This is a genomic window from Paenibacillus sp. J31R122, from assembly GCF_056269185.1.
Genome location: NZ_JBWDNM010000006.1, coordinates 1 through 25615 on the forward strand (window position 1 = coordinate 1; position 25615 = coordinate 25615).

The following is a 25615-nucleotide window of genomic DNA, read 5'->3' on the forward strand; positions in this document are numbered from 1 at the left end:
ATTCATAGGGAAGACCTCTCTTCTGTGAATGGTGTTGTGGTGACTTCATTCTACAAGAAAAGGTCTTCCTTTTTGCTATTTATCTATTTACACAAGATATTTTACGCTCTCCACGAAACCCTTGACCAACTGAATAATGTTTTATAAGGTGATTGAGGGAACCAATTTCGTGCAAATCTTTCTTGAGGTGATGAATGTGAATATAAAGGCAATGACGTTTAATTTGCGACTTAATGTGGAATCGGATGGGGTGAATGCTTGGCCATTTCGGCACCCTGCTGCTGCACAAGCTATCTTACATCATGAGGCGGATATCGTTTGCACCCAGGAAGGGCAGTATGCCATGCTGCTAGACTTGGAACCGCATCTCTCGGAGTACACCTGGATTGGTGAAGGTCGACAAGGCGGACATGCGGATGAATTTTGTGCGATCTTTTATAAGAAGGAAAAATTGCAAGTAGTGGAATATGGACACTTCAGTTTGTCGGAGACTCCCGATCGATTGGGTGTGCAAAGCTGGAATTCCGCCTGTCCGCGCATGTGCACTTGGGCACGATTCAAGTCCGCATCGGAGTCAGAGTTCCTGGTCTTTAACACTCATTTGGATCATATCAGCGAGGAAGCCCAAATAGAGGGCATGAATTTGATTAAGAAAAAAATTAGCCATTTGCGGGAGTGTACCGGACTTCCCGCCATTATTACGGGAGATTTCAACGTAGGTCCCGATCATGCTGTAGTTCGTGGACTAGTGCAATCCGGGTACCGGGACGCTTTTTCCGCATTGCAGGGAGGAGTAGGGGAAGCGGGACAAACCTTTCATGATTTCCAGGGCGGCGCAGCCGGGGAGCCGATAGATTATATTTTCACCACGCCGGACGTCGCTGTTGACAAGGTTGAGGTGGATCGGCAAAAATACGAGAACCGTTATCCTTCCGACCACTATCCCGTATGCGCAATATTGTCCTCGGATAGGTAATCTCCCCGTCTAATGTTCATTTTAACGCAAAAAATGAGGTTAACCAGACTTAGCTGGTTAGCCTCATAATTTTTTACAGACTCAAATACTGGGACCATTGCTCATGCAGCTCTGACTCTGAACGTTGAAAGATCCCATTAAAATCTTTGGGATCCCTAATGATTTTGTTTAAAGTGTCTAATCCATATATTTCAACAATGAATTCTACAATCAAATAAGAAAATTGAAATCCGTTCATTGTTCCAAAATCCCAAGTATCGTTGTTTAATTGTTGAAATGTCGGAATATCATGATTGCGAATTGCATCTGAAGTAGTGCTTTTAATATATTCTGGTGTCATTTGTTTCGCTTCATATCCACCAATGCCCTGGCGCAGCCATTTGGGAGCAAGAGGATTAATGTCGCTAATTAACCACATTGTAAACAGGTGTGTTGTGGATTTAAGAATGGTTTGATACGTATGCTCTGGTCCCGGGTTCAAAGGAGAAACAATTTTTAATATATTTCCCTCAATTGTGCCCATGAACCAATTTGGGGCATCTGCTTCTCCGACAGCTTGATGGAAGGTCGGGAGATCCGGATAAATTTCTATAATAATTTTTTTGGATGGTTGATGATTGAATTTTGATGAAATTTTTTCAACATTATCCTTAAGTTCATTAAATAAGTCTTGGTGCACTTTCTTCAAACTATCATTCATGTCATTTGCTTCACTTTTGTTTACGATTGATATCATATCTTGAATAGACATTATAGTAATGTCACCCCATTCTTTCAATTCTCTTCTTAATTTCTCTAACGATCGGTACAATCTGTTCTTTACCGCACTTTCACGCATTCCAATGATCTTGGAAATTTCCAACAGGGTACAGTCAACGAAGAAACGTAATGAAATAATCTGTTGGTCTAACTCATTTAATTTTTTTAACGCGGAACTAATATCAATGCGAATTTCGACATACTTAGCAAAATCTAGGGATACAGATTGTGATTCATATTCTGTAAAGTCACGGGTAATTTCTTTGTTTCGTGATAAGCTTCGATATTCGTTTTTCACTATATTTTGAGCGATTTTGAAAATCCAAGTGAATAAACTGGAATTCTCTTTAAAAGTATGAAGGTTTTCTATTGCCTTTAAGAAAACCTGTTGCGTTAAGTCATCCGCAGCATTAGGGTTTACTTTCAACGAAAGATAGTTGCGGATTCTTTTGCGATATTGATCATAGTCATTCTCGAACTTTTTGATGTTTCCCTGTTCTTCCGGATAAACAGGAACTTTGTCATGAGCTCCAGACATTGTAAGAACCTCCTCTTGACCTTACGTTTAATTAGACACCGCTGAGGGGCAAAAAGCCACATACGAGTAAAAAAACTTTTTTGGTGTGATATACCAGATGAAGTGATGCAAATCGAATAGGAGAATTGGGTTGTCTTATATAGCATTTACAAACTATACACATAAAGCGAATACTCTGTTAACAATTCCCGGATATAGTATGGATATCAAGCAATTGAATACCTGAGCAGTGGGCCTTAATTGCAGAGAATGCCCGTGACTACCCTCCTCCATTCCTGATGGAGTTTTGAGGGGAGTCACGGGCTTTGTTGTGTTTATTTCAGCTTAGAGGAGGCGTAGGATGAGACGAATTTCTTGGCAGCCATATTTGTATTTGTCACCCGTGTTACTGCTTTACGCAATATTTTTTGTTTTCCCTTTTTTCTTCTCCCTGTATATCAGCTTTATGGAGTGGGACCTGCTCCTTGATAAGAAGCGATTTGTCGGCTGGAGTAACTATGCAGAGGTGCTGAGCAAGCCTTTGTTCTGGAAGGTCATCGGCAATACGCTGCAGTACATGGCGCTTACGGTACCTTTATCTGCTGTACTGGGACTTCTTTATGCGCTTGCCATAGAACGGGCTGGCAAGCTTCGCTCTTTGTATCGAGTATTGTTTTTTGTTCCTGTAGTCGTGAGCGTCTCGGTGGCCGGTCTGGTGTTTTCCTTAATGTTCTCTCCGCAGAACGGACTGATCAACCAATGGCTTGGAGTATTCGGAATCGGCAATCTGGCATGGCTTCAAGATACCCGGCTGGCGATTATCGGGGTAGCTATCGTAGGGGTGTGGATGTCCTTTGGCTATAACGTCATCTTGTACATTTCCGGCTTGAAGCAACTGAGTATTGAGGTGAAGGAAGCAGCGGCTCTAGACGGTGCGAATGGTTGGCAATCCTTCCGCCATATGACGTTTCCAATGTTGATGCCTGTTCATATGTTCGTCTGGACGATCACTCTGCTTCATTCCTTGCAGGTGTTTGCTACGGTGCAAATTATGACGCTCGGGGGTCCGAACAACTCGACAAACGTATGGGCGTTCTTTATCTGGCAGGAGGCGTTTCAATTTTTCAGCACAGGCACGGCCAGCGCAGCGGCGACGCTATTGTTTATCATCGTGCTGGCTTTGACTGTCATACAGGTGCGCTGGATGCAGAAGCGCACGCAATGGGTGTAGAAGGGGGTTGGCAACTTGAAGTCACGAAATAATCTGTTGTTGCATGTGTTGTTGCTGATCTCTTTACTGGTGGTGCTGGTACCGTTTATCTGGATGCTTACGGTTTCCTTGTCCCCCAGCTCTGATCCGTTCCGTCGCGTCGCGCTTCTTATTCCGACAAGCTTAAGTCTGGAAGGTTACCTGCAAGTGTTCCGTGAGGCACCGATAGCCCGCTGGTTTACTAATAGCATGCTGCTTACGTGCATATTGACGTTTGGTCAACTGCTGCTCGGCGTACTCGCGGCCTATGCCTTTGCCCGATATCAATTTCGGGGACGAGAAGCTTTGTTCTTCTTCGTCTTGTGTACGATGATGATCCCGCCGCAGGCCATCATGCTTCCGGTCTATCTGGTTGTCAATTCATTTGACTGGGTGAATTCATACAAGGGGGTGATTATACCTCATATCGCAAGCGCGTACGCTATTTTTGTTCTTCGCCAATTTTTTATGGCCATTCCTCGCGAGCTGGAGGAGGCGTCGAGAGTAGACGGCTGTCATTCCGTCCAAACCTTGTATCATATCTACCTGCGGGCCTCGGCGCCTACTTTGTTTGGTGTTGGACTCATACAGTTTGTGAACAACTGGAACGATTACTATTGGCCGTTCCTAATATTGAACGATGAGATAAAGATGACGCTGCCGATAGCTATTGTTCAGTTTCGCAATGACAGCTATATCGAATGGGTCCCGACAATGGCGGCCGCCACTTTGTCAGTGCTGCCGGTCATTGCAATCTACATTTTGGCGCAGCGGCACTTTACGGAAAGCTCGTTACAAAGCGGCATAAAATAAAAAATATAGGAGGAATAGAAATGAAACAACGTATCAGTTTGAGCATCCTTTTGGTTACAGCTTTAATGTGGCTTTTGGCGGGTTGTGGACAAGGAAATACAGGTTCAGAAAGCAGTTCGGAATCGTCTGCGTCACCCGCAGCAACAGAGAGCGGGGCAGCCAATACGGGGAAAGCAGTAGAGATCAAATTCATGCATGTATTTGGCGGCTCGCAGGGTGAAGCGATAGAGGAGCTTGTCAATCAATACAACGCCTCGCAGAACAAGGTTATTGTTCGAGCTGAACAGACACAGGGCTTCTATGACGGGCTGCTGGAGAAGCTTCAAACGCTGGCGGTGGCGAACCAACTGCCGGAGGTGGCGATTGGGAGTTACGCAAATGGGGAGTTTATGTCCACCCGGATGCCGATTAGGCCGTTACACACCTTTATTGATAAGGAAGGTTATGCTACCGAAGACTTTACGGAACAGATGCTGAAGCTGGGCCAAGATATAGACGGCAAGCAGCAGTCACTGCCGTTTCTCGTCAGCACGCCTTTAATCTATGTCAACCTGGATCACTTCAAGGAAGCTGGAATTCCAGTAGTTGAGCAGCCTGAGAGCTGGGAGCAAGTTCAGGAATGGGCGAAGAAGCTTGCCGCTGTAAAACCGAATCGCGGGGGAGTATTCTTCCAAATGGACTTTGACACGTGGATGTTCCAAACTCTTCTTGAGACCAAAGGGGGAAGCTACGCTTCCATCAAAGATAAAGACGTGCAATTCAATGACGAGGCTGGAAAAGAAGTGCTTAACTATTGGCTAAAGATGATGCGAGAGGATAAGTCCATTCCACAAATGAACGGCACACAGGCGGCGGAAGCTTTCCAAAGCGGCAATTTGTCCATGCTGGTCGCAACGACAGGCAATCTGGCTAATCTGTCGAAGAACTCTTCATTTAATCTAGGCATTATGATGCTCCCGACTTGGGAGGAGGAGCAAACGCCTCGACGCTTGCCAGCTGGCGGAGCGGGACTGTATGTGTTCCAAAGCGACGAGGAGAAGGAAGCGGCTGCGTGGGATTTTGTGAAATACGCGACCTCTCCGGAATCCTCAGCTATGCTAGCGCAGAAGATGGGGTACATGACCGTGCGTGATAGCGCGCGTGAGCAATTGATGTCCGATTATTTGAAAGAGAATCCGCTGGCGGCTGCAACTTATAAGCAGGCAGAGGATATTGTGCCTTGGTTCAACTGGCCTGGCGATGCGGGAACACGGGCGACGCGAGTGATGCTTGATCATATCCAGGGAGCCTTCTCCGGTGATATAGACGGCGATGTAGCGCTGGACAAGGCAGCAGCAGAAATAGAAAAGATATTGGGGTGGTAACAGGTGAAGCGTCCAGCTGCAATCGGTTGGGCGCTGCCTCTTCTAACAGGCTTGTCGATGCTGGTAACCGGGATGATGGAGTCTATGAAGGGCTTTTTGCCTGACTTTTTTCTAGGTGAATACCAGTTTGACGCGAAAACAAGCGGACTAATATTTGCGTTTAGTTCCGCTGGATTGCTGGCAGCCAATGTGCTTGCCGGCCGTGTAACGGCATTGTGGGGATGGCAGAGAGCCTATAGTAGACACCAAGTAATTTTTGCCTTCGGCATGGGCCTATTGGCGCTTCTGTCCGCTTCTAGTTCGGCGGTTTGGTGCAGTTTGTTCTTTATCGTGGGATATGCAAATGGAATCGTTGGCATGGTTTGCAATGTGGCACTGCCCTCTGCCTCACCGGAACGAGCGGGACAGCTGCTGGGGCGGCTGCACTTTATGATGGGCTGCGGTTTTATTATAGGGCCGCTTGCGCTTGATCTTGTGCTTAGCGGGAGGTCGTCCTCTGAGTCTGCGGCGGCTTGGCCGCTTATCCTGTTTTCTTTTGCGATATTCGGTGTGCTGCTGGCTTTTACCGGCAGAAGACTTGCTTGGCCGCCAAGCGAGGCAGATCGGTCAAGTGGGAAGCTCACGGGAGAGATTCCAACCGCGAGCCATCAGAAGAGGGGCGCTGCACAGCACACAAGGCGAGATTCTGTTCTGCCGCTTGCGTGCTTCGGACTGCTGTATTTTTGTTATGTTGGTGCAGAGGTCGGTCTTACCGTATGGTACCGTCCTTTATTGATGAGCAGCTATAATTTGGAACCATCGTTTGCGACATGGCTCTTTACAATTGCTTTTGCAGGCTTCACTGCAAGCAGGCTTGGCGTGAACCGCAGCGTAAAGCGTTGGGGTTATGGCGGCAGTATTAAACGGTGCGTGGCGCTTGGTGTATTGTGTCTAACGTGGGGAACTTTTGTTCCAGGTGTGGTTGGCGCAATAGGATATGCGGCATTCCTGATGGCCATTGCGATGATCTTTCCTATCATGACGGCACTTGCCGTTCAATATTGGGGGACGCTTGCCGCTTCCCGCATGGGTTTGTTTTTTGCTTGTGGCTTTGCGGGGGGAGCGTGCTCCACGTGGCTCATTGGCGTGCAGCAGCAGTCCGTTTCATCCGGTCATGCCTTCTTTATAGTAACCAGCTTGTTTCTAGCATTCGCGGCAGTATTTTTCGGGGTACTGCGTTTACGACCTATTACCGGGGGGAGACATTATGAAATTACATCATCTTTTTAGTCCGTTTTCGGTTATTGCGGCAGTCAAGACGGAGCTGGATATGGTACGAGCCGAGCGCATGGGAGTGCGTCATGTATTTCTGGTACGTTCAACGCTGAGCGAGCTAAAGGTCTTCAGCAAGCAGGCGGAACGAAGCGGTATGCACTTATTTGTGTATTTTGATATGATCCGGGGATTATCCCAGGATAAGGAAGCCGTTCAATTTCTGCTTAACGAGGTTGCTGTTAGCGGCATTGTCAGCAACAAGGCGCATGTGGTGAAAGAGGCGAAGCGGCTCGGTGTATTCGGCATACTGACGATGTTTCTGCTTGACAGCCATTCTCTGGATCTGAGCGGCAAAGTCATTGCCGATCTGCAGCCTGATGCCATCAATATTGCACCGGGCAACTTACCGAAGAACGTTCGGGAGCTGTCCGAACAGTACAATGTACCGATTATCGCGAGCGGGCTCATTACTTTGCCGGAGGAAGTAGGGGTGCTCTATGAAGCGGGCGCTTGCGCAGTTTCAACCAGCCAATCAGAGCTGTGGTCCATTGAGTGGAATACGTTGGAGAGGGAACATCATGCACCGTAAAGAAGAGACGATATGCTTACTTTACACCAGCGATGTGCATGGACATTGGACGCGGGGAGATGGCCAGTCTGATGGTTCATTGGCTTGCGCTGCTAACTACGCCTTCAGCAGGCGCAAGTCGCAGGAGCACGTCTGGTTGATAGATAACGGTGATTTGCTCCAAGGAACGCCGCTTGCGCATCATGTCGCCTTGAACGAGGAGGAAAGAGGCACGAGGATGATCGGCAATCTTCTTCAAGCAAGCGGAGTAGATATGGTGGTGCCCGGCAACCATGATTTTGACTATGGATTTCCTTATTTGAAAGGGGTAATTGCCGCCTCTTCGTGCATATGGATTGCTGCCAACGTTCGTCACCGCTCAGGAAAAAATCTAACGCAACCTTATTATATTGCTGCATTCGGGACGAGACGGGTCGCTTTCATCGGGGTGACCACGCGAGTTCCGGCTTGGCAATACAAGGAACGGCTGGAAGGTTGGGAATGGCTTGACGAGGTGGATACGGTTAAATCCGTGGTGAAGCATCTTAGACCCATTGTCGATGCCATCGTCGTTTGCTATCACGGTGGATTGGAACAGGATGATGGAGCGACGGATCAAGAGAATGCCGCGCTGCGCATGGCGCGTGAGGTGGAAGGCATTGATGTTCTGCTAACCGGTCACCAGCATAATCGCTGGGTTCGACGGGAGGGTGACACGCTGATGCTGCAGCCCGGGGCACACGGTGCCGCTATTGGAGAAGTGATGCTAAGATTTTCTTCTCACGAAGAGGAAAAGGTGCAAACGGAAGGACGGATAGTCGATATTACCGCCCAGCAGGAATCGGCAGAGGTGCTTGCTGAAGTGCTGGATATTCGTAACAGGGCGAGGGATCAGCTTAACAAAGCTTTATGCTGCTGTGATCCGCTTCTTCAGCTTCATGATTGGCGAGAGCTGGCACGCCTTGAGCATCCCCTTGTGGAGTGGCTGCATCAGGTTCAATTGAAGGAGAGCCGCGCGCAGCTGTCAGCGGTAGCTTATACCGGAGAAAAGAGGCTGCAGCTTCAATCTGGACAACTAACTCGTGGCGATGTACAGCGAATATTTCCTTACATGGATTCGCTGAGTGTTTTCCAGATAGAGGGGTCGATGCTGCTTGAGGCTCTGGAAGTCAGTGCTTCATGGTATGACGCACATACCTTGGAGCCGCAAGCGGAATGGCTTAAGCCGCATCTTCAGCTTTATCAGTTCATTATGTTCGAAGGCATTCAGTATACGATCGATGTTTCGCGTTCGATTGGCAATCGTCTTCAGGCGTGCGAGTATCAGGGACAAGCGGTGCGGTATACCGACATGTTCACGATAGTCATGACAAACTATTTGGCCGAACAAGCTTCCCGTTATCCGATGTTACGAAGAATGAAACGGCTTTTCGAGCTGGACGAGCCTTTTTTACAACAACTTGAGAGGGACGCGGGCTCGCATCGCGTTCTGCAATTGGATTATACGCCGAACTGGCGGATAATAGGGGGGGAATGGGTTGATTAACACAACAAGAAGAACACCCAAAGCGGCGGCCTTCGATATGGATGGTACGCTGCTGCGCTCGGATGGAACTCTGTCGGAACGAACAGTTATGGCGCTGCAACGTTACAGTGACAGCGGTGGCATTATCATAATAGCAACGGGAAGGCCGCCGCGCTTGGTGCTTCCATTATTTCCGCAATTGGCGGTTGCAAGCTATTTCATTTATAACAACGGAGCGATCTTGGTTAATGCAGAAGGAGACTGGCGAGTAGAGCAGCCGATCACTAACGTTACGGCGCACCTTGTTCATCAACATGTGCTAAAGCATCATGCGGATGGTATTTGTATTTGGGAAGTAGAGGATCGCTGGCATGCGAACCGTCTCTTAAGCGAGGAAGAGAAGGGTTGTTTCCTTGGTCCCGCTAATCAATTGGATCCGATTATCCTCACAGACGAAACCATACGGGAGCTTCAACCGTCGAAGATGCTTCTCCCTCATCAATATGATGTCGACAACTTAACCGAAACCTTTCGGGATGAGCTAAATATATACAGGCTGTCCAGTGCTCCTTGTGTGGAGCTAGCTCCACGAACCAGCAGTAAGGCAACAGGCGTAGAAGGAATCGCCCTCAGGCTGGGATTGTCCCGTTCGGAAATCGGGGCCTTCGGCGATGACTTCAACGATGTAGCGATGTTTCATTACTGCGGTCATACAGTGGCTATGCATAATGCGATTCCCGAGCTGGCTTCCATTGCAACAGAAATGACAGCCAGCAATGAAGAGGATGGCGTTGCTGTCAAGCTGGAGCAATGGTTGAAGGACATGGAACAATAAATGTATTTTGCAGCTAACGGATTCTGTAGCTTCAAAAACGGCATGATCAAGGAGATGACCTCCGAAAGTATCAATTTCATGGGCAAAGGATAACGCCGCAAATTAGCAATAATCAAAAAATAGTCGCTTATCCGCCAGCAAAGCGGAGTAAGCGACTATTTCATTTCTATGCGTATGCCTAACATCATTTCCTTCTCCTCTAAATGAAACAGACGAATGCTGACGATAAAGGTTGCGGGGAATGTAAGGAGGGGAAATCTCCCAATAAGAAGGATTTCCCAAAAAATAAATCGAATGAATATAGCTGAACGGAACGAGTAAAGATTCGTTCAGTCCGAAGGGCACTTATACGCGTCAGCAAGCTTATCTGACCATTGCGCGTTTGAATAGTGTACTAGAATAAATTGCTCTTAATATAAAATCGATAGTTCACTATTTTTGATTAGAGTCACTAGATGAAGGTATTAAACTTGCAAAGGCTTTCCATTGCTACGAGAGCAGACGGAAAGCCGTTTCCTTCGGATTACTGAGCAGTATAACCGCCATCGATCACGATTGCTTGCCCAGTAACTCCCTTCGCGTGTTCACTGGACAAGAAGATGGCATATTCCGCTACTTCTTTCATGTCAATAAGTCTGCGCTGCGGGACCATAGGCAAAATAATTTTGTCCAAGGCGTCATCGGGAGAGATTTGATGCAATGCAGCCACATCCGCTAATTGATCTCTCACCAAGACCGTATCCACGTATCCGGGACATAGCGCGTTCACTGTTATCCCGTCTGCTGCTGTTTCCAGCGCAACGGCTTTGGTCAAACCGATGACGCCATGCTTCGCGCTATTGTAGGCGGTTTTCCCGGCGAATCCGACTAATCCGTTGATGGACGCGATATTGATGATTCTTCCGTATTGCCGTCTCTTCATGCCAGGAATAACTAACTTGGTTAAAATAAAAGGGGCTACGAGCATAATTTGAATCATCCGTTCGAAGGTTTCTGTCGGAAAATGTTCAACAGGGGAAACGTATTGCATTCCAGCGTTGTTAATGAGAATGTCTAGCTTTCCCCAGTTGGCTTCGACAGTGTGAATAACGTCAACGATCTCGGCTTCTGAAGTCACATCCAATTTAATCCCAAAGGCATCGAATCCCGATTGTCTAAGGGACTCCGCCGATTGCTCCACCGACGGTCCGTCGAGATCCGTCAGTACAACAGTAGCTCCTGATTCGGCGAATCGTTTTCCGATTTCAAACCCGATTCCTCTTGCAGAACCCGTAATAAGCACGACTTGTTTGCTCGGCACCTCTTTGCCCCCCTTATTTTAGTAAGCATCTAAAAGCACATTGTCCGCGATACGGAGAAGCGGCTCAGTCGCATTTAAAATATCGTCGCATGTGTATCCTATAGCCACTTCCACTAGTATAAGTCCTTGTGTAGTGACATCGATGACTGCCCGATCGGTTATGATTCTATCTACGACGGACTTGCCAGTGAGGGGGAGCGTGCATTGATTTAGTATTTTCGACTTGCCGTCTTTATTCACATGATCCATAATGACAACGATTCGTTTGGCGCCATGGACCAAGTCCATCGCTCCCCCCATTCCTTTGACCATCTTGCCTGGAATCATCCAATTGGCCAGGTCTCCGGACTCTGACACTTCCATGCCGCCAAGAATGGCGAGATCGATATGTCCACCGCGGATCATGGCAAAAGAGTCGGAGCTATCGAAATACGAGGCTCCCGAAATAGCGGTTATTGTTTCTTTGCCGGCATTGATCAGATCAGGGTCGACTTGAGCTTGGCTTGGATACGGGCCGATGCCGAGCAGACCGTTCTCGGATTGAAGCAAGACCTGTTTCTCCCTGGGAATGAAATTGGCGACTAATGTTGGAATTCCAATTCCAAGATTGACGTAGTTACCGTCTGCAATCTCTTTCTCTGCGCGGATCGCGATTTTCTCGCGACTGGACAACTCTGACATGGGGCTCCTCCTTCGTTATCTTCGTTATTCCTTTCGTTGTGTAAGCGTTAGTTTCTCGATTCGTTTCTGCTGCTGGCCTACGATCAGTGTCTGCACGTAAATTCCCGGCGTATGGATTTGATCGGTATCGAGAAAGCCATCATCGATTAATATCTCCGTCTCCGCGATCGTCGTACGTCCTGCAGCAGCCATCAAGGGGTTGAAGTTTCGAGCGGTTTTGTTGTAAGACAGATTCCCCATTTTATCCGCAGCAGCAGCGCGAATCAGGGCGAAGTCGGCGATCAGTGCATCCTCCAGAAGATAGGTTTTTCCGCCGAACACGCGCGTTTCCTTATGCTCTTCAAGAGGTGTTCCGACGCCGGCAGGGGTATAAAAGGCGGGAATACCGGCACCGCCAGCTCTGATTTTCTCCGCGAGTGTACCTTGAGGCAGCAGCTCTACCTCGATTTCTCCCGAGAGTACTTGCCGTTCGAACTCCTTGTTCTCGCCGACATAAGAGGCGACAATTTTTTTTATCTGCTTATTGCGAAGCAACAAGCCCAGTCCCCAATCGTCAACTCCGCAATTATTGGAGATGACGGTTAAGTTTTTCACTCCGCTCTCAGACAAGGCCAGAATTAGATTTTCGGGAATGCCGACGAGGCCGAAGCCGCCGACCATCAGAGTTGCGCCGTCTTGAATGCCGGCAACCGCTTCTTTGAACGATGTCAGTACTTTTTTCATTTTGTCAGCTCCTTTCTTGCTTATTCGCAGCTTTCCACGATGACAGCGATCCCTTGTCCGCCGCCGATGCATAGTGTTGCCAGGCCATACCGTGAATCCCGACGCTGCATCTCGTATAGTAGAGAGACCATCACTCTAGCCCCGCTTGCTCCGATCGGATGTCCTAGGGCGATTGCGCCGCCGTTGACGTTAAGCTTGCGGTCGTCCAGTTCAAAATGCTGGGAGAACGGGAGCGCCTGGGAGGCAAAAGCTTCGTTTGCTTCAATTAAATCGATGTCGGACATGGTCAAGCCAGCTTTCTTCAGCGCTTTTTCAGTGGCTGGAATTGGACCGATTCCCATATAAGCAGGATCTACGCCGATTACGGAGCAGGAACGTATGACGGCCAGAGGACGGATGCCATGCGATTGTGCAAGCGACCTGCTCATTACTAATAAAGCCGCGGCGCCGTCATTGATGCCGGATGAGTTACCCGCTGTAACTTTTCCGTCTGGCTTGAATGCTGGCCTTAGATTGGCGAGCCCCTCCATCGTCGTGTCTGGACGCAAATACTCGTCTTGATCGGCACGAATAACCGTTCCTTTGCGAGCTGGTACGTTCACGGCGACGATTTCATCCTTAAAATTTCCTTGGGCGACGGCTTCGGCGGCTTTTCTCTGGCTGCCTAACGCAAATTGATCCAGCTGTTCGCGCGTAAGATTGTACTTTTCACATAAATTCTCCGCAGTGAGTCCCATATGATAATCGTTCTGCGCACACCATAATCCATCCTTAATCATACTATCCTGAAGTGTTCGGTCGCCCATGACGTAACCCGAACGCGCTCCTTGGAGTAGATAGGGGGATTGACTCATATTTTCCATTCCGCCCGCGACGAGGATGTCGCACTCACCGCTTTGAATGGATCGGTAGGCGATTTGAAGCGCCATAAGCCCAGAGCCGCATACTTGATTCACCGTTGTAGCGGGGACATCCACGGATAAACCGGCTTGAATCGAGGCCTGCCGTGCTGGATTCTGACCAAGTCCGGCTTGCAGGACGTTGCCCATGAGTACTTCTTGCACGAGAGAGGCGGTAATGCCCGCACGCTCGATAACCGCTTGTATGGCAGCAGCTCCTAGCTGAACGGCAGAGACATCTTTGAATATACCGTTGAATTTTCCGATTGGCGTTCGGGCTGCGCTTACGATGACGACTTCATTTTCACTCATGTGCGGTTCACTCCCTAATGAATTGAATAGTGCCAAAAATCTTCCTTTTATAAAATTGTACGGGATCGACATTTATGTGTAAAATACAGATAATGAATACTATTTATTCCAATTAAGAATATATTGGAGGGGTGAGTAAATGGAATTTCAACAGCTGCGTTTTCTCGCTGAAATTGCCAAACAGCATAGTTTCTCGAAAGCGGCACTCTCGCTTCATATTTCACAGCCTTCGTTAAGTAAAGGCATTAAAAATCTGGAGGAAGAGCTAGGAGTTGTACTGTTCAATCGTACGACCCGAAATCTGCAATTAACGGATGATGGAGAGGTCGTTCTAAAATACGCGGCAGCAACGATAGCGATGTCTCGAGATCTCCAGTCGTCCTTAAATGAAGGAAGGTTATTGAAGAGAGGAACACTATCGTTAGGTCTGCCTCCCGTCATTGGCTCGAGTTTCTTCCCAAAGATGATCGCGGACTTTCGCGGTGAGTATCCGGGCGTTCAGCTTCGATTGATTGAAGAGGGCGGCAAAATCGTGGAGCAATTGGTGCGGGAAGCCAAACTTGATCTGGGGGTTGTCGTCTTACCTGTAGACGAGGAAGAATTCGAGGTGTTTCCTCTTGCCGAGCGTCAGCTCTCGTTAATCGTGAATTCGAATCACAACTTAGCAGAGAAAATAGCCGTCCATTTGTCAGACTTGAGAGAGGAGTCGTTTATTTTATTCAAGGAGGGTTTTTCTCTCTATGATCGAGTTAGGGAGGCTTGTATACAGGAGGGATTCGAGCCAGTCATTTCCTATGAAAGCTCGCAATGGGACTTTATCGGGGAAATGGTCGGAGCGGGGCTGGGAATCGTCGTTTCTTCCAGATACTGTGTCAAGGAAGATCGATTCGAAGTTGGTTAGCGTGATTCCAGAGACGATCCCTCCAATTCGTTGGGATCTCGCCGCGATTTGGAGCAAGAATCATTACTTATCGCATGCCACCAGAGGTTGGATTCAATTTATGAAGCAGTGGAAGTTGGGATAGATATGTCTATTTCCAAAAATTGTTTATGCAAGGTAAAATCATAATTATGACAAGAGTATTCAAAAAGTATAGGTGGGGGCTATTTGATGCTTAAAAACCTCTGAAGAAAAGAAAACTCCAGAGGTTTTTTGGTTCTTATTTCTATTATCGCTGATAAACAAGCGGGAAATGCTCGCCCGTTAATATTTCACCGGGCTTAATATCAACATATTGCAGCATAGGGTGATGTTTATCCGGTACGTAGCGGGTATGGCCAGGCATGTAATGCACGGCAATCGCACGTCGTTTCTTCTCCGAACGGTTATGCGGGCTGCCGTGCCAGGTTAAAGAGTGGTGGTATCCCACCTGACCCTTCTTGATCTCGAACGGAACCGCCATTACCTCTGCACCTGGGGGGAGTTGGTCGGGTTGGCGGTGAATCGGCATGAATGAGTCATCGGCCGACAAATATTTCTGATGGTTACCCCACTTATGACTTCCGGGTACCATCCACATGCAGCCGTTCTCGATGGTTGCATCATCTAATGCTACCCATGCGCTGATTAGATCTGCCGGTTGAATGATCGGCCATAATGGATGATCCTGATGCCAAGCTGTCGGTCCGCCAGTGATCGGCGGCTTGTATTGAATCTGATCATGCCAGATGCGAAGCGTATCGGTCTGACACAGCTGAGCGATCTCTTCGCAAATCCTTTGATTATGCGCATGCTGCAAGAAAGCATCGCTTGCCATCCATATGTTTACAATCTGTACAACCTTGTCATTCGCGACCATCTTCATCCCGTCATATGGAGAATCTGATTGTTCATTCATATTGCGATTCAACACGGGGGGTCTCACTGATTTTCCTTCCATGACCAAATCCAGCTCTTCACGTAACAATTCAACCTCACTATCGCTAAGCACGATATCCCCCTTCAGAAATCCATTCCGTTCAAATTCTTCTATCTGCGCTCCATGAAGCATAGGCCATACCCCTCCATTGATCTAGATTCAATCTGAGTGATATATTTAGTATACGAAATGACAGTCGGTCTGTATTTCAACGAACCTATGAAGCTTTTACACTTTTCCCCTATTGCTGACTCAAGGAGTGATCGATCTTGAATTTAGGCTCCATGCTCGCCTTGTCACCAGTCATTAATTTTGCCAGACGTGATACTGTTGAAGCTGATGTATTCTGGGGGCCAAGAACGATTCCGGATTGTCAGTTTTTTTATGTAATCGATGGGGAGGCCGAGCTTCTCATTAATCAGGAGCGTTATCGGATATCGCCTGGACAATGCGTGTTCTATGGGGCCGACTGCCCGCATCATTTATCTGCATTAACGGCCATAACCTTTTATAGCGTTCATTTTCAATGGACTCATGTGTCCCCGGAGCCCATCCACCCGGCTTATCAGATAAAGAACTGCACAATGCAGGATATCACCCGCAAGACGGACGAATATGAGCTGGAGGTTCCTTCGTATGGTACGATCACGATCCCTCACTGGTTTGAGGCTCCAGAGATGGAGCAGGTGTTATGGCGTATTGCCAGAGAATATCAATGGGAGAAGCCTGGCTACCCTTTTATGCTAAGAGCCTTATTGATGGAGCTTATCTCGATTCTCGTCCGTCATCTTACGGATCGATCGTCTTCGAAGTTAGGCAAGATTGAACCCTCATTAACGCTTATGCGTGATAACCCTGAACAGGATTGGACGGTGGAGCACCTTGCTTCTTTATGCGGGTACCATCCTACTCATTTCACGAAGCTGTTCAGGGAGGAGACGGGGAGAACACCTAAGCAGTATATGATTTTGGAGAAAATCAAACGGGCCAAGCAGCTTCTGCTCGGCGGGGAAACTCTTGATGTCATTGCGGGCAAATTGAATTACAACAACGTCCATTATTTTAGTCATCAGTTCAAAAAAGAAACGGGACTAAATCCCAGCGCATTCCGACAACAGGGGAACCGGGAGACGCCGCACTAGCAAACGAGTAGCTATTAGTCCAAAGAATCTTCTCCGCTCCGCCGAGGAGGACCGCCTTTATTATAAAAAGACTTCATTAAGCTTGCCGGGGTGTCATCCTAGCAGGTTTATTTGTTCTTGGCTGCAAAATTATTGGAAATATACTACGAATTGTTGTCCATTTGGCTGAAGGGTGGAGGAGGTTATTAAAAACTTTGCCTGTGATATCGCCATGAATGTACTTATCATCCGGCGGTTTGGAGGCGATGTTAAATTAGTTTCACATTGTGAAACTAATGAGTGTCTTTGTGGGAGAAGAGGCGATTTAGTTTCAGAATCTGAATCTAATTCATGGGAAAAGGGTACTGTTCGAGCTAACCCAGCATTTAAGTTCATTCTCTGAAACTAGCTGATGATTCCCGCTGTTGCGACCTCATTTAGTTGTAAATATTGAAACTACGCGGGATGAGGGTGTAATAAAAATAAGCCTGGCGGATGTTTTATTCTATTAACTCGACTAACCGACCAGTAGCGCAATAAGAATATAGCCGTCAGAGATGACAACAGAGATGAAAACAGGGATGACAACAGATATTAGAGTCGAGATGACAGCAGTAACTAGCCAAACGATATACTCAGACAAGCAGTTAAAAAAACACTTTACAAAGCCCACGCGTTATCATATATTCTAATCAAGTAAAATGTTTCCCTAAGTAAACTTTGTGTCATTAAGTAAAATTAAAATTTTTTATTAATTATTTTGCGTTAGGGCAAAATAATTTCCTTATATCAACACGGAGGTGAATGGTTAATGGCACTTGATCCAAATCGACAGATTTCAAGGAGAAGCATACTTAAAGTTGGAGCAGCTGGCCTATTGGGTGTGCTGGGTAGTAGTTTTTTAAACACAGGAGCATTATTCGGAAAGTCTGCAAATGCCATGGGGAAGGATGAAATGCATCATAAACTCAAAGATCAGATGAATCACGGGATGGCACATGGTTACGACCCGGGCACTGACTCAACGCCGGGGCTGGAAGCGGCTGTTAAGGCATTAACAAATTTCGATTACGGGGTTGTAAGTACGTCTTCAGATGGTAGAACCATTAGGGAATACGATATTCAAGCATGGGATGAGGAGGTTGAAATAGCGAAAGGTATCAAGTTTCCAGGTTGGACATTTAACGGTACGATTCCTGGACCAACTTTACGTTGTACAGAGGGAGATATCGTGCGAATAAAGTTCGGGAATGGTTCGGCACACCCTCATTCCATTCATTTTCATGGCATTCATCCTACACATATGGATGGATTGGAACCTGTTCCGACAGGAGGAGAATTTGTATATGAATTCGTTGCAAAGCCAGCAGGCCTGCAGCCTTATCACTGTCATGTTCCTCCATTAGCTAGACATATTCATAAAGGACTCTACGGTCACTTCATTATTGACCCTAAGAAGCCAAGGAAACCGGCAAAAGAGTTAAGTATGGTGATGAATGGCTTTGATTTGGATTTAGATGGCGAGAACGAGGTATATACCGTAAATGGTTACGCGTTTGCTTACCAATCCAGACCGATAAAGGTGAAAACAGGAGAGCTGGTTCGTATCTATTTAAGCAATTTAACGGAATTTGACCCCATTAACTCGTTTCATCTGCACGCCAATTTCTTTCATTACTATGCGACCGGAGCCGATCCGGATGCAAGGCCGCAATATACGGATACGATTATGCAATGCCAAGGAGAGAGAGGCATCATTGAAGTAACGTTTCCTGAACCTGGACGATATATGTTCCACGCTCATCAGAGTGAGTTTACAGAGCTCGGCTGGATGGGGTTCTTTGAAGTCGGATAACAAGAGGAGGGTATGATGTGCAAACTGAAACTGTAAATAGAAAGTCGAACAAATCGGTTGCTTGGTTACTGGGAATACTGCCGCTGTTGCTGCTGGCAGGCATGATTTCTATTATCGCTACTTGGGGTACAGGCGTAGAGGAGCAGCAAGCTGCTCCGATAGAAGTGCTGAATATTGAACGGATTGTTTTAACAGACGATGGATTCGAGGTTCGCATTCTCAATTCTGGACCGAAGGAGCTGACCGTTGCCCAAGTAGTGGTGGATGGCTCTTTTTGGAATGCTACTTATTCACCTAGTCCAACCATTGAACGATTTGGCAGCTCTACGATTTATATTCCTTATCCATGGGTGGAAGGGGATCCTCATGAAATTAAGCTGATAACCACTAATGGACTAATTTTTGTAGGCGATGTACCTGCTGCAATGAAAACACCTGCTGCTGATACGAATCGATTTTTACAATATTCATTAATTGGCTTTTATGTAGGAGTGGTTCCAGTTGGACTGGGGTTGCTGTGGTATCCCTTCATGCGCCGATTCTCTTCAAAAGGAATTCAAGCGGTTATGGCATTTACAGTTGGGCTGCTTTTCTTCCTTGCAGTTGATACTATCCAAGAAGGGCTGGAGCTTGGAGCGGAGGCACCTGGCGTCTTCCAAGGATCGGGTCTCGTTTGGTTCGGAGCGCTGCTCAGCTTCTTATTTCTACTTGCAATCGATCAAACAAAGTCGAAGAAGGTTATAAGTGAAGAGGATAATGGCAAGAGGGTATCGTTCAAAATAGCAGGCGGAATCGGCCTTCATAACCTCGGAGAAGGTCTCGCTATCGGTGCAGCATTTGCCGCGGGCGAGGCAGCACTTGGTACATTTCTCATAATTGGATTCACGCTGCATAATATTACAGAAGGTATCGGAATTGCCGCGCCATTACTGAAAGCAAAGCCATCCATTAAGACTTTTTTAGCTCTTGCTGTTTTGGGCGGAGCACCAGCTATCATTGGAACATGGATCGGTGGATTCGTGTTTAACCAAACGTTGGCGGCATTGTTCTTCGGCATAGGTGCCGGTGCAATTATCCAGGTCATCTATGTCATATCTAAAATGATTCTAAGAGATGCGAAGGCTCTCGGAGCCCCCTCCGTATCTTGGCTTAATTTCTCAGGTATAGTGCTCGGAATTCTATTAATGTATGTAACGGCTCTATTAGTTAATTTTTAGAATAGGGGAGATGAGCATGCCGATGAATATTGGTGTAGCAGGATTTGTGTTGTTAGTTATTTTGGGATTGCTGCTTTTCGGACCGTCAAAATTACCTCAGTTAGGTAAAGCCATTGGGACGACATTGTCCGAGTTTAGAAGAGGAGCAAAAGGATTAATTGATGAGGATGAAAAGCAAGCTCATTCGAAGGAACAATAAAAATAATAGAAACAAAAAGTCGTTAGAATCCTTCTAACGGCTTTTTTTATTTCTTATTTTGTAATTTCCGATACCTTGATTAGTGTCTACACAGCTTCTACATATTTATGTTGTAAGCTGAAAGTAAGCTACACAAATTTATGATTATCAAGTATGGAGGAAATTAAATGAAACAAATAGTAAAAATAGGATTGATTTCAGTTGCTGTGGCAGGCTTGTTAACAGGTTGCTTCAATCAAAACTCGCCTAAAGGATCTGATGCTAGAAATTCGGAGACTTCATCAATCGGGCAGGGCGTAAGCGCGCCGTGGATTGCTACAAAGAATACGACACGTATCAATAGCTCGGATCCTTTTGCAGCTGCGACGTTAGTTTCAAAAACACTTTGGCCAGCGACGAGTGAATTTGATCGACCGGGCGGGGTAGTTATCGTAGATCCAAGTGATTGGCAGGTCGCAGCAGTAAGCGCAGATTTAGTTCATTTTCCAAACAACGGACCTGTCTTATTTACTAATAAAGATGAGGTGCCTGAGGTTACGCTCAATGAACTTAAACGTTTGAAGCCTACAGGTCCGAAAGAAAATCAAGGCATTCAAGTTATATTAGTTGGAGACTTGGATAAACAAGTGGAGGAGCAAATTAGTAAATTAGGCTTCAAAACGGATCGCATTCAAGGGGATAACCCAGCCGATTATGCGAAACAAATTGATGCTTACTATGAGAAAGTGGCAGGAAGCTTACCACAATCTGTAATAGTAGGATCAATGGATTCAGCGGAATTTACAATGCCTGCAGTCAATTGGATCGCTCATATGCCTGAACCTTTGCTTTATGTAAAGAAGGATGAGGTGCCAAAAGAAACGGCAGAAGCGTTAGAAAAGCGGAATGGGAATGCTGCTATTTATTTGCTTGGACCAGAGTCAGTCGTGTCAGAGGCTGTGGAGAAGCAGTTAGCATCTTATGGGAAAGTGGAACGGATTTCCGGAAGAGATGCTTATGAAAATGCGATTGCTTTTGCAAAATATAAAGACGAAACTAATCAGTTTGGATGGGGGATAACCACTCCTGGACATAATGTGTCATTGGTGAATAAGGATTCGATTCCTTTGGCTATAGCGGCAGCCCCTTTCTCGCATTTAGGTAAGCATGCACCGCTAATATGGTCTAATAAGGAGAGAATGCCATCTTCGGTCATGACTTATTTGATGTCAATCCAGCCGAAATATAAATTATCGCCCGCAGAGGGTCCTTACAACCATGCTTGGTTGACGGGTGATGCAGGCAGCTTCACAGCGAAGGCTCAGTCCGAGATAGACAGCATGCTGGAAATCGTATCAGAATCAGGTGAAGGACACGGAGCAAATCACGGGACCAGTGATAAAGGTCAGTCGGATAGTCCAGAGGGGACCACTAGTCCAGAAGAATCCTCCGGAGATTCAGATATGGATGGGATGAAGCATTAGTTTTAGGTGAGCGTGAGTTTGGGTTTGAGCTGGGGTTTGAACTTGAGTATATACTAGCTCTAGCACTTGCATTTGAACTTGCAGGTATACAAAAATCCAGTTTCCGTTTAAAGGAGACTGGATTTTTATCTGTAACTTGTGCTTATTCCCAAAGTCAGTGATTGATTACATCTAACCCCATGCGGACGGGACAAGGCATCCACTTACACTTACTTTCAACGCAGGATATGGGATAGATAGGCATTTAGAATGGATATTGTACATTCTAACAGCTTAAATTCCATGTTTCAATGTGTTTGAATGGAAAAGATACAGTCAAATAGGTAGCTAGAGGCTCTTTATCAGCAAAACGGGCAATTAGCCTGTATGAAATACAGTCTGAGACAAATATAACGTTTTTAAAGTGGAGTTGATTGTATAAAATACAGTCTTAGGTTAGCCTGCTGTTATCCTCAGTTTAGATGCGAGCATTTCATTTCCCTTCTAAGTTGAGCAAAGTGTAACTTTAGTTGTGATTTCTGCAATCGATATACATTAGAAAACAAAAAAGAAGCCACATGGAATTGTCTCACTCCTTGTGGAAAAAATATCAATTTCTTTTTATACCAGAAATCAATTTGTTAAGAAAATGTCCAAATAGCATTACAGGTATAATGAAAATGTCATGAATTAAATCGTTAACTGTAAATGTAAGAAACAATCCAAGTAAACTAAAAATCAAAATAACGACTCCAACTAGAACAACATTCTCTACATGTGCCGCATCTTTTCGCGAAATAAGAAATCCAAGAAAAAACAAAATCATAATTGAAATAATTATTGATATCGATTCCTCGTGCTGAAGTAAGATAAATGGTACATTGTCCATAAATAAAACCAATATATACACAAGGATTAACGGAACAAGAAAAATAGAAAGAAAATATATCATCACACCAACGATTACGAGCTTAATATCGCCTCTCTTTATGTCAATTCGAACATTACCTCCTAAAAAGAACCACAAGGGAATTAATTACTACGATCCTGCGAGTCTACGTTTTGTTAGTATTTAACAATATTGCGATATCTAACTTACTCAGCCAAGTAACTCTTTATTAGGTTTTGACCATCATAAACCAATATTCTGTCACACGATTTACAATGCCAATATTGATTCTGAGGATCAAAAATTTCATCAATTAAATCAAGTTTCATAAGATCGTCCCATTCATGACTGGTATAGACAATAAGCTCATCAGCATTAGGTATCTTACGATTAGATAGAGTTGCTCCACATTTACAAAGAAAACTAGACACATAATCACCACCTTAACCATATCCTTCAATACTATCATCAACTAGTCTAATGTTAGCATTGTATATCCCCTCTATTGCCCATATTTTCACAAGAAACCTTCTATCCTTAGACTAGGAAGACGAAGTCGTTTCTTCATGAGGCAATCGGATATAAACGGTCGTACCTTCCATACTTTCGGCCCAAACCTCTCCGCCGTGTGCTTCTACTAGTTTCTTGACGATGGCTAGCCCCAAGCCGCTGCCGCCGGTTTTTCGATTACGTGACTTATCACTTCTGTAAAAACGTTCAAATATATAGGGTAAATCCGCTTCGTCCAAACCTACTCCGTTATCCTTAATAAGGATAAGGACATGATCTTCTTTAGAAATCACTTCAACCTGCACGCTACCGCTACCTGTCGATGTGAATTTAAGGGCATTGCTAAGTAGATTGACTAAAATCTGCAGCATTCGATTATGGTCTACATAAAGCTTAATGCTCGGTTGACAACGAAAGGATAGTGCAACATTTTTCTCAAGGTAGGCTGCAGAAACTAATTCGATTCCGGTTTTTATAGTAGCATGCAAATCGGTATCTTTTCGCTCTAATTTAAATTCTGGCGACTCCATTAGAGTGAGCTCCTCCAATTCGGCTACCATACCAGTCAGACGTTCTATTTCTTCGTAACAGGAATAAATGCGCTCAGGCGTTGGTTCCCATATCCCATCCATAAAAGCTCGCATATGACTTTTCAAAGTAGCAAGCGGTGTCCGAAGCTCGTGAGCGATGTCCTCGGTCATCGTTACTCTTAGCTGTTCTTGTTTATGCAGCTGCTCAGCAAGTTTATTTAAGGAATTGCCTAAGTCAGCAAGCTCATCTTGACCTTTGACTTGGGCCCTGGCTTGTAATTGACCGTTGGTCATACGTTCGGCTACTCGCTTCATACTTACAAGCGGTTTTGAAATTTGCTTAGCGATATACACACCAATAAAGGCGGCCAAAATGATAGAAGCAGTAAATGTCCATAATACCGATTGAACAAGAGCTTGCTCTAAGTGTGAGCTGAAGCTCTGAAAATCATGGTTTAAGCTCATAGCCTGATCCTGATACATAGAGAAATGATAGTGTGTGCTGATTAAAATACTGATGGTGGAGATGACCAAAATCCCTGCCGCGATAGCAATAATAAATAAAGCGAGTCGACTATGTAATTGCTTGTTCATTTGTCGCCACCTGCAAAGCGGTAACCGGCGCCATAGATGGTCATGATGTAGAGAGGTTTTTTCGGATCCTCTTCGATTTTGTAGCGTATGTTTTTAATATGCTGGTCAATCGTTCGAATATCGCCATCAAACTCATAGCCCAGTACCTTATCGACCAACTCCTCACGCGTAAAATGTCTTTGGGGGTATTTGGCCAGAGCGATGAGCAGCTTATATTCATTGGGTGTCAAACTGACGGCTTCAACATTACGGAATACCGTATGTCTAAGTGAGTCAATAACAAGCTGATCATTGTTAAAAGATAAGCGATCGGCAAGCATTTGACTATCGTCAGCACGGCGAAGGATAGCGCGCACTCTAGCAACTACTTCACGAGGATCAAACGGTTTTGATAAATAATCATCAGCTCCGATTGATAGTCCGTGTATACGGTTATTTTCTGAGACTTTTGCGGTGAGCATCAGGATGGGAACGGAACTCGTTTTTCGAATGCTTTCACAAATACTTTCTCCACTCCTATCTGGAAGCATGAGATCAAGAATGACTAAGTCGATCTTTTGGTTGTGTAATAGGAGCAAGGCATCACTGCCTGTCGAGGCTTCCAAAACACTAAACCCCGCATTTATGAGATAGGATACCAAGACATCGCGAATTTTTGCTTCATCATCAACTACTAGTATTGTTTTCATTACCGACCTCCTAAATAGCTAATACGATAGTCACTTGGTGAGCAGCCCACTTGCTTCTTGAATGCCCGTGAGAACATATAAAGATCGGGATATCCGATCGATAAGGCGATTTCCCCAATCTGTAGCGTATGATCGCTTAACAGCTGTTTCGCACGATCGAGCCTAAGCTTCTGTAAATATTGTTGAGGCGAAGTGCCAACCTTTTGTGTGAAAATATATGAAAAATACGAACGGTGAACACCAAACATGCTTGCTAAAACTTCAATACGTAATGATTCCGTGTAGTGCATTTGAAGAAAACGTACAGCCTTATCGACCCAATCCTCACTAGTCTTAGTTGTTAGAACCACTTTGTCATCATGATCAGATTCAAGCTTCTCCATCAAGCGGTAAACGGTGGACATTAGAGACAGCTTTCGCAGTTTTTTCTGTCCGTCATCCCAAATGACATGTTCAACTTCCTGTAAAATTTGCCGGATCGTATCGTCCATCACAGCAATCCGAAAAGGTTTAAGAACAGTTAACCCCAGCATCTTCATAAGTTCCCTCATTTGAGGACCTTCCATTGTGAGCCAAATCATCCGCAATGCTTCATCGGAACAGGATTGATATTCATAAGAGACATTAGGAAATAAACAAAATAAGTCATTTGACTCTAATTCAATTTCCTCGTTATCTCCGATTAACCTTATTCGACCACTCAAAATAAAATGAAAGCCAAAGCTGTCAATTTGTTTTGGACCTACATGATAATGCGGCTTTGCTACATTACGTCCCGCCCGCACTAGCCAGAATCCTCCGGCTCTTTCATATTTTGATGGCATATGGTGCCATACATCCGCGAACTCTACTGCAAACTCCTGCATAAGCATTCCACCTAACATTTTGCTAAATACATTATGGCATTTTCATACAGGTGACGACAATATAAGCTT

23 protein-coding genes are annotated in these 25615 nt (G+C 45.7%); 14 read left to right on the forward strand and 9 right to left on the reverse strand.

Annotated features, from left to right (window positions below; all coding sequences use genetic code 11):
* Nucleotides 1–196 precede the first annotated feature (196 nt).
* Entirely contained in the window at nucleotides 197–976 is a 780-nt protein-coding gene (locus AC0YN7_RS11490) for an endonuclease/exonuclease/phosphatase family protein (RefSeq protein ID WP_475810134.1), read from the forward strand.
* 73 nt (nucleotides 977–1049) lie between these two features.
* Here AC0YN7_RS11490 and AC0YN7_RS11495 read toward each other — a convergent pair whose 3' ends face one another.
* The gene (locus AC0YN7_RS11495) at nucleotides 1050–2273 is read right to left on the reverse strand and encodes an RNA polymerase sigma factor (RefSeq protein WP_475810135.1); all 1224 of its coding nucleotides are present in this window, start codon (nucleotides 2271–2273) and stop codon (nucleotides 1050–1052) included.
* Between the two features lie 340 nt (nucleotides 2274–2613).
* On the opposite strand from AC0YN7_RS11495, the gene AC0YN7_RS11500 reads away from it, so the two are divergent.
* From AC0YN7_RS11500 to AC0YN7_RS11530, 7 genes are read left to right on the forward strand one after another with little or no spacing between them, the layout of a single operon-like run.
* On the forward strand, nucleotides 2614–3483 hold the full coding sequence (locus tag AC0YN7_RS11500; protein ID WP_475810136.1) for a carbohydrate ABC transporter permease: 870 nt from the start codon (nucleotides 2614–2616) through the stop codon (nucleotides 3481–3483).
* A gap of 15 nt (nucleotides 3484–3498) precedes the next feature.
* Nucleotides 3499–4314: a carbohydrate ABC transporter permease gene (locus tag AC0YN7_RS11505; RefSeq protein WP_475810137.1), complete on the forward strand. Its 816-nt coding sequence runs from the start codon at nucleotides 3499–3501 to the stop codon at nucleotides 4312–4314.
* Nucleotides 4315–4334: 20 nt separating this feature from the next.
* On the forward strand, nucleotides 4335–5678 hold the full coding sequence (locus AC0YN7_RS11510; RefSeq protein WP_475810138.1) for an ABC transporter substrate-binding protein: 1344 nt from the start codon (nucleotides 4335–4337) through the stop codon (nucleotides 5676–5678).
* Nucleotides 5679–5681: 3 nt separating this feature from the next.
* Nucleotides 5682–6947, forward strand: coding sequence for an MFS transporter (locus AC0YN7_RS11515; RefSeq protein ID WP_475810139.1), 1266 nt, complete (start codon nucleotides 5682–5684; stop codon nucleotides 6945–6947).
* Nucleotides 6925–7521 carry a glycerol-3-phosphate responsive antiterminator gene (locus AC0YN7_RS11520; RefSeq protein WP_475810140.1) on the forward strand — a complete coding sequence of 199 codons (597 nt, stop codon included), beginning with the start codon at nucleotides 6925–6927 and terminating at the stop codon, nucleotides 7519–7521. The genes AC0YN7_RS11515 and AC0YN7_RS11520 overlap by 23 nt, the downstream gene beginning before the upstream one ends.
* A complete protein-coding gene (locus tag AC0YN7_RS11525; protein ID WP_475810141.1) occupies nucleotides 7511–9046 on the forward strand; it encodes a bifunctional metallophosphatase/5'-nucleotidase in 1536 nt (511 codons plus the stop codon). Before AC0YN7_RS11520 ends, AC0YN7_RS11525 begins: the two co-directional genes overlap by 11 nt.
* A complete protein-coding gene (locus tag AC0YN7_RS11530; RefSeq protein WP_475810142.1) occupies nucleotides 9039–9860 on the forward strand; it encodes an HAD family hydrolase in 822 nt (273 codons plus the stop codon). The genes AC0YN7_RS11525 and AC0YN7_RS11530 overlap by 8 nt, the downstream gene beginning before the upstream one ends.
* Nucleotides 9861–10383: 523 nt before the next feature.
* Here AC0YN7_RS11530 and AC0YN7_RS11535 read toward each other — a convergent pair.
* From AC0YN7_RS11535 to AC0YN7_RS11550, 4 genes are read right to left on the reverse strand one after another with little or no spacing between them, the layout of a single operon-like run.
* Nucleotides 10384–11160, reverse strand: a complete 777-nt coding sequence (locus AC0YN7_RS11535; RefSeq protein WP_475810143.1) for a 3-hydroxybutyrate dehydrogenase — start codon at nucleotides 11158–11160, stop codon at nucleotides 10384–10386.
* An 18-nt stretch (nucleotides 11161–11178) separates the two neighbouring features.
* On the reverse strand, nucleotides 11179–11841 hold the full coding sequence (locus tag AC0YN7_RS11540; protein WP_475810144.1) for a 3-oxoacid CoA-transferase subunit B: 663 nt from the start codon (nucleotides 11839–11841) through the stop codon (nucleotides 11179–11181).
* Between the two features lie 24 nt (nucleotides 11842–11865).
* Nucleotides 11866–12564 carry a CoA transferase subunit A gene (locus tag AC0YN7_RS11545; RefSeq protein ID WP_475810145.1) on the reverse strand — a complete coding sequence of 233 codons (699 nt, stop codon included), beginning with the start codon at nucleotides 12562–12564 and terminating at the stop codon, nucleotides 11866–11868.
* Nucleotides 12565–12584: 20 nt separating this feature from the next.
* Nucleotides 12585–13775 carry an acetyl-CoA C-acetyltransferase gene (locus tag AC0YN7_RS11550; protein ID WP_475810146.1) on the reverse strand — a complete coding sequence of 397 codons (1191 nt, stop codon included), beginning with the start codon at nucleotides 13773–13775 and terminating at the stop codon, nucleotides 12585–12587.
* 139 nt (nucleotides 13776–13914) lie between these two features.
* Between AC0YN7_RS11550 and AC0YN7_RS11555 the strand changes: the two genes are divergently transcribed.
* Entirely contained in the window at nucleotides 13915–14676 is a 762-nt protein-coding gene (locus tag AC0YN7_RS11555) for a LysR family transcriptional regulator (RefSeq protein ID WP_475810147.1), read from the forward strand.
* Nucleotides 14677–14944: 268 nt separating this feature from the next.
* Here AC0YN7_RS11555 and AC0YN7_RS11560 read toward each other — a convergent pair whose 3' ends face one another.
* Nucleotides 14945–15766, reverse strand: a complete 822-nt coding sequence (locus AC0YN7_RS11560) for a phytanoyl-CoA dioxygenase family protein (RefSeq protein WP_475810148.1) — start codon at nucleotides 15764–15766, stop codon at nucleotides 14945–14947.
* A gap of 137 nt (nucleotides 15767–15903) precedes the next feature.
* Between AC0YN7_RS11560 and AC0YN7_RS11565 the strand changes: the two genes are divergently transcribed.
* The 5 genes from AC0YN7_RS11565 (at nucleotide 15904) to AC0YN7_RS11585 (ending at nucleotide 21489) form a co-directional block, all read left to right on the forward strand.
* Nucleotides 15904–16776, forward strand: a complete 873-nt coding sequence (locus tag AC0YN7_RS11565) for a helix-turn-helix domain-containing protein (protein WP_475810149.1) — start codon at nucleotides 15904–15906, stop codon at nucleotides 16774–16776.
* A 790-nt stretch (nucleotides 16777–17566) separates the two neighbouring features.
* On the forward strand, nucleotides 17567–18610 hold the full coding sequence (locus AC0YN7_RS11570; RefSeq protein WP_475810150.1) for a multicopper oxidase domain-containing protein: 1044 nt from the start codon (nucleotides 17567–17569) through the stop codon (nucleotides 18608–18610).
* A gap of 17 nt (nucleotides 18611–18627) precedes the next feature.
* Entirely contained in the window at nucleotides 18628–19827 is a 1200-nt protein-coding gene (locus AC0YN7_RS11575) for a ZIP family metal transporter (protein ID WP_475810151.1), read from the forward strand.
* Nucleotides 19828–19843: 16 nt separating this feature from the next.
* The gene (locus tag AC0YN7_RS11580) at nucleotides 19844–20026 is read left to right on the forward strand and encodes a twin-arginine translocase TatA/TatE family subunit (RefSeq protein ID WP_475810152.1); all 183 of its coding nucleotides are present in this window, start codon (nucleotides 19844–19846) and stop codon (nucleotides 20024–20026) included.
* 167 nt (nucleotides 20027–20193) lie between these two features.
* Nucleotides 20194–21489 (forward strand): cell wall-binding repeat-containing protein, encoded by a 1296-nt coding sequence (locus AC0YN7_RS11585; protein ID WP_475810153.1) that lies wholly within the window; start codon nucleotides 20194–20196, stop codon nucleotides 21487–21489.
* A 1410-nt stretch (nucleotides 21490–22899) separates the two neighbouring features.
* Here the strand turns inward: AC0YN7_RS11585 and AC0YN7_RS11590 are convergent.
* The 3 genes from AC0YN7_RS11590 to AC0YN7_RS11600 are packed head-to-tail and all read right to left on the reverse strand — an operon-like array spanning nucleotide 22900 to nucleotide 25546.
* On the reverse strand, nucleotides 22900–23991 hold the full coding sequence (locus AC0YN7_RS11590; protein WP_475810154.1) for a sensor histidine kinase: 1092 nt from the start codon (nucleotides 23989–23991) through the stop codon (nucleotides 22900–22902).
* Nucleotides 23988–24680: a response regulator transcription factor gene (locus tag AC0YN7_RS11595; protein WP_475810155.1), complete on the reverse strand. Its 693-nt coding sequence runs from the start codon at nucleotides 24678–24680 to the stop codon at nucleotides 23988–23990. The genes AC0YN7_RS11590 and AC0YN7_RS11595 overlap by 4 nt, the downstream gene beginning before the upstream one ends.
* Nucleotides 24680–25546 (reverse strand): AraC family transcriptional regulator, encoded by an 867-nt coding sequence (locus AC0YN7_RS11600; protein WP_475810156.1) that lies wholly within the window; start codon nucleotides 25544–25546, stop codon nucleotides 24680–24682. The genes AC0YN7_RS11595 and AC0YN7_RS11600 overlap by 1 nt, the downstream gene beginning before the upstream one ends.
* Nucleotides 25547–25615: the final 69 nt, after the last annotated feature.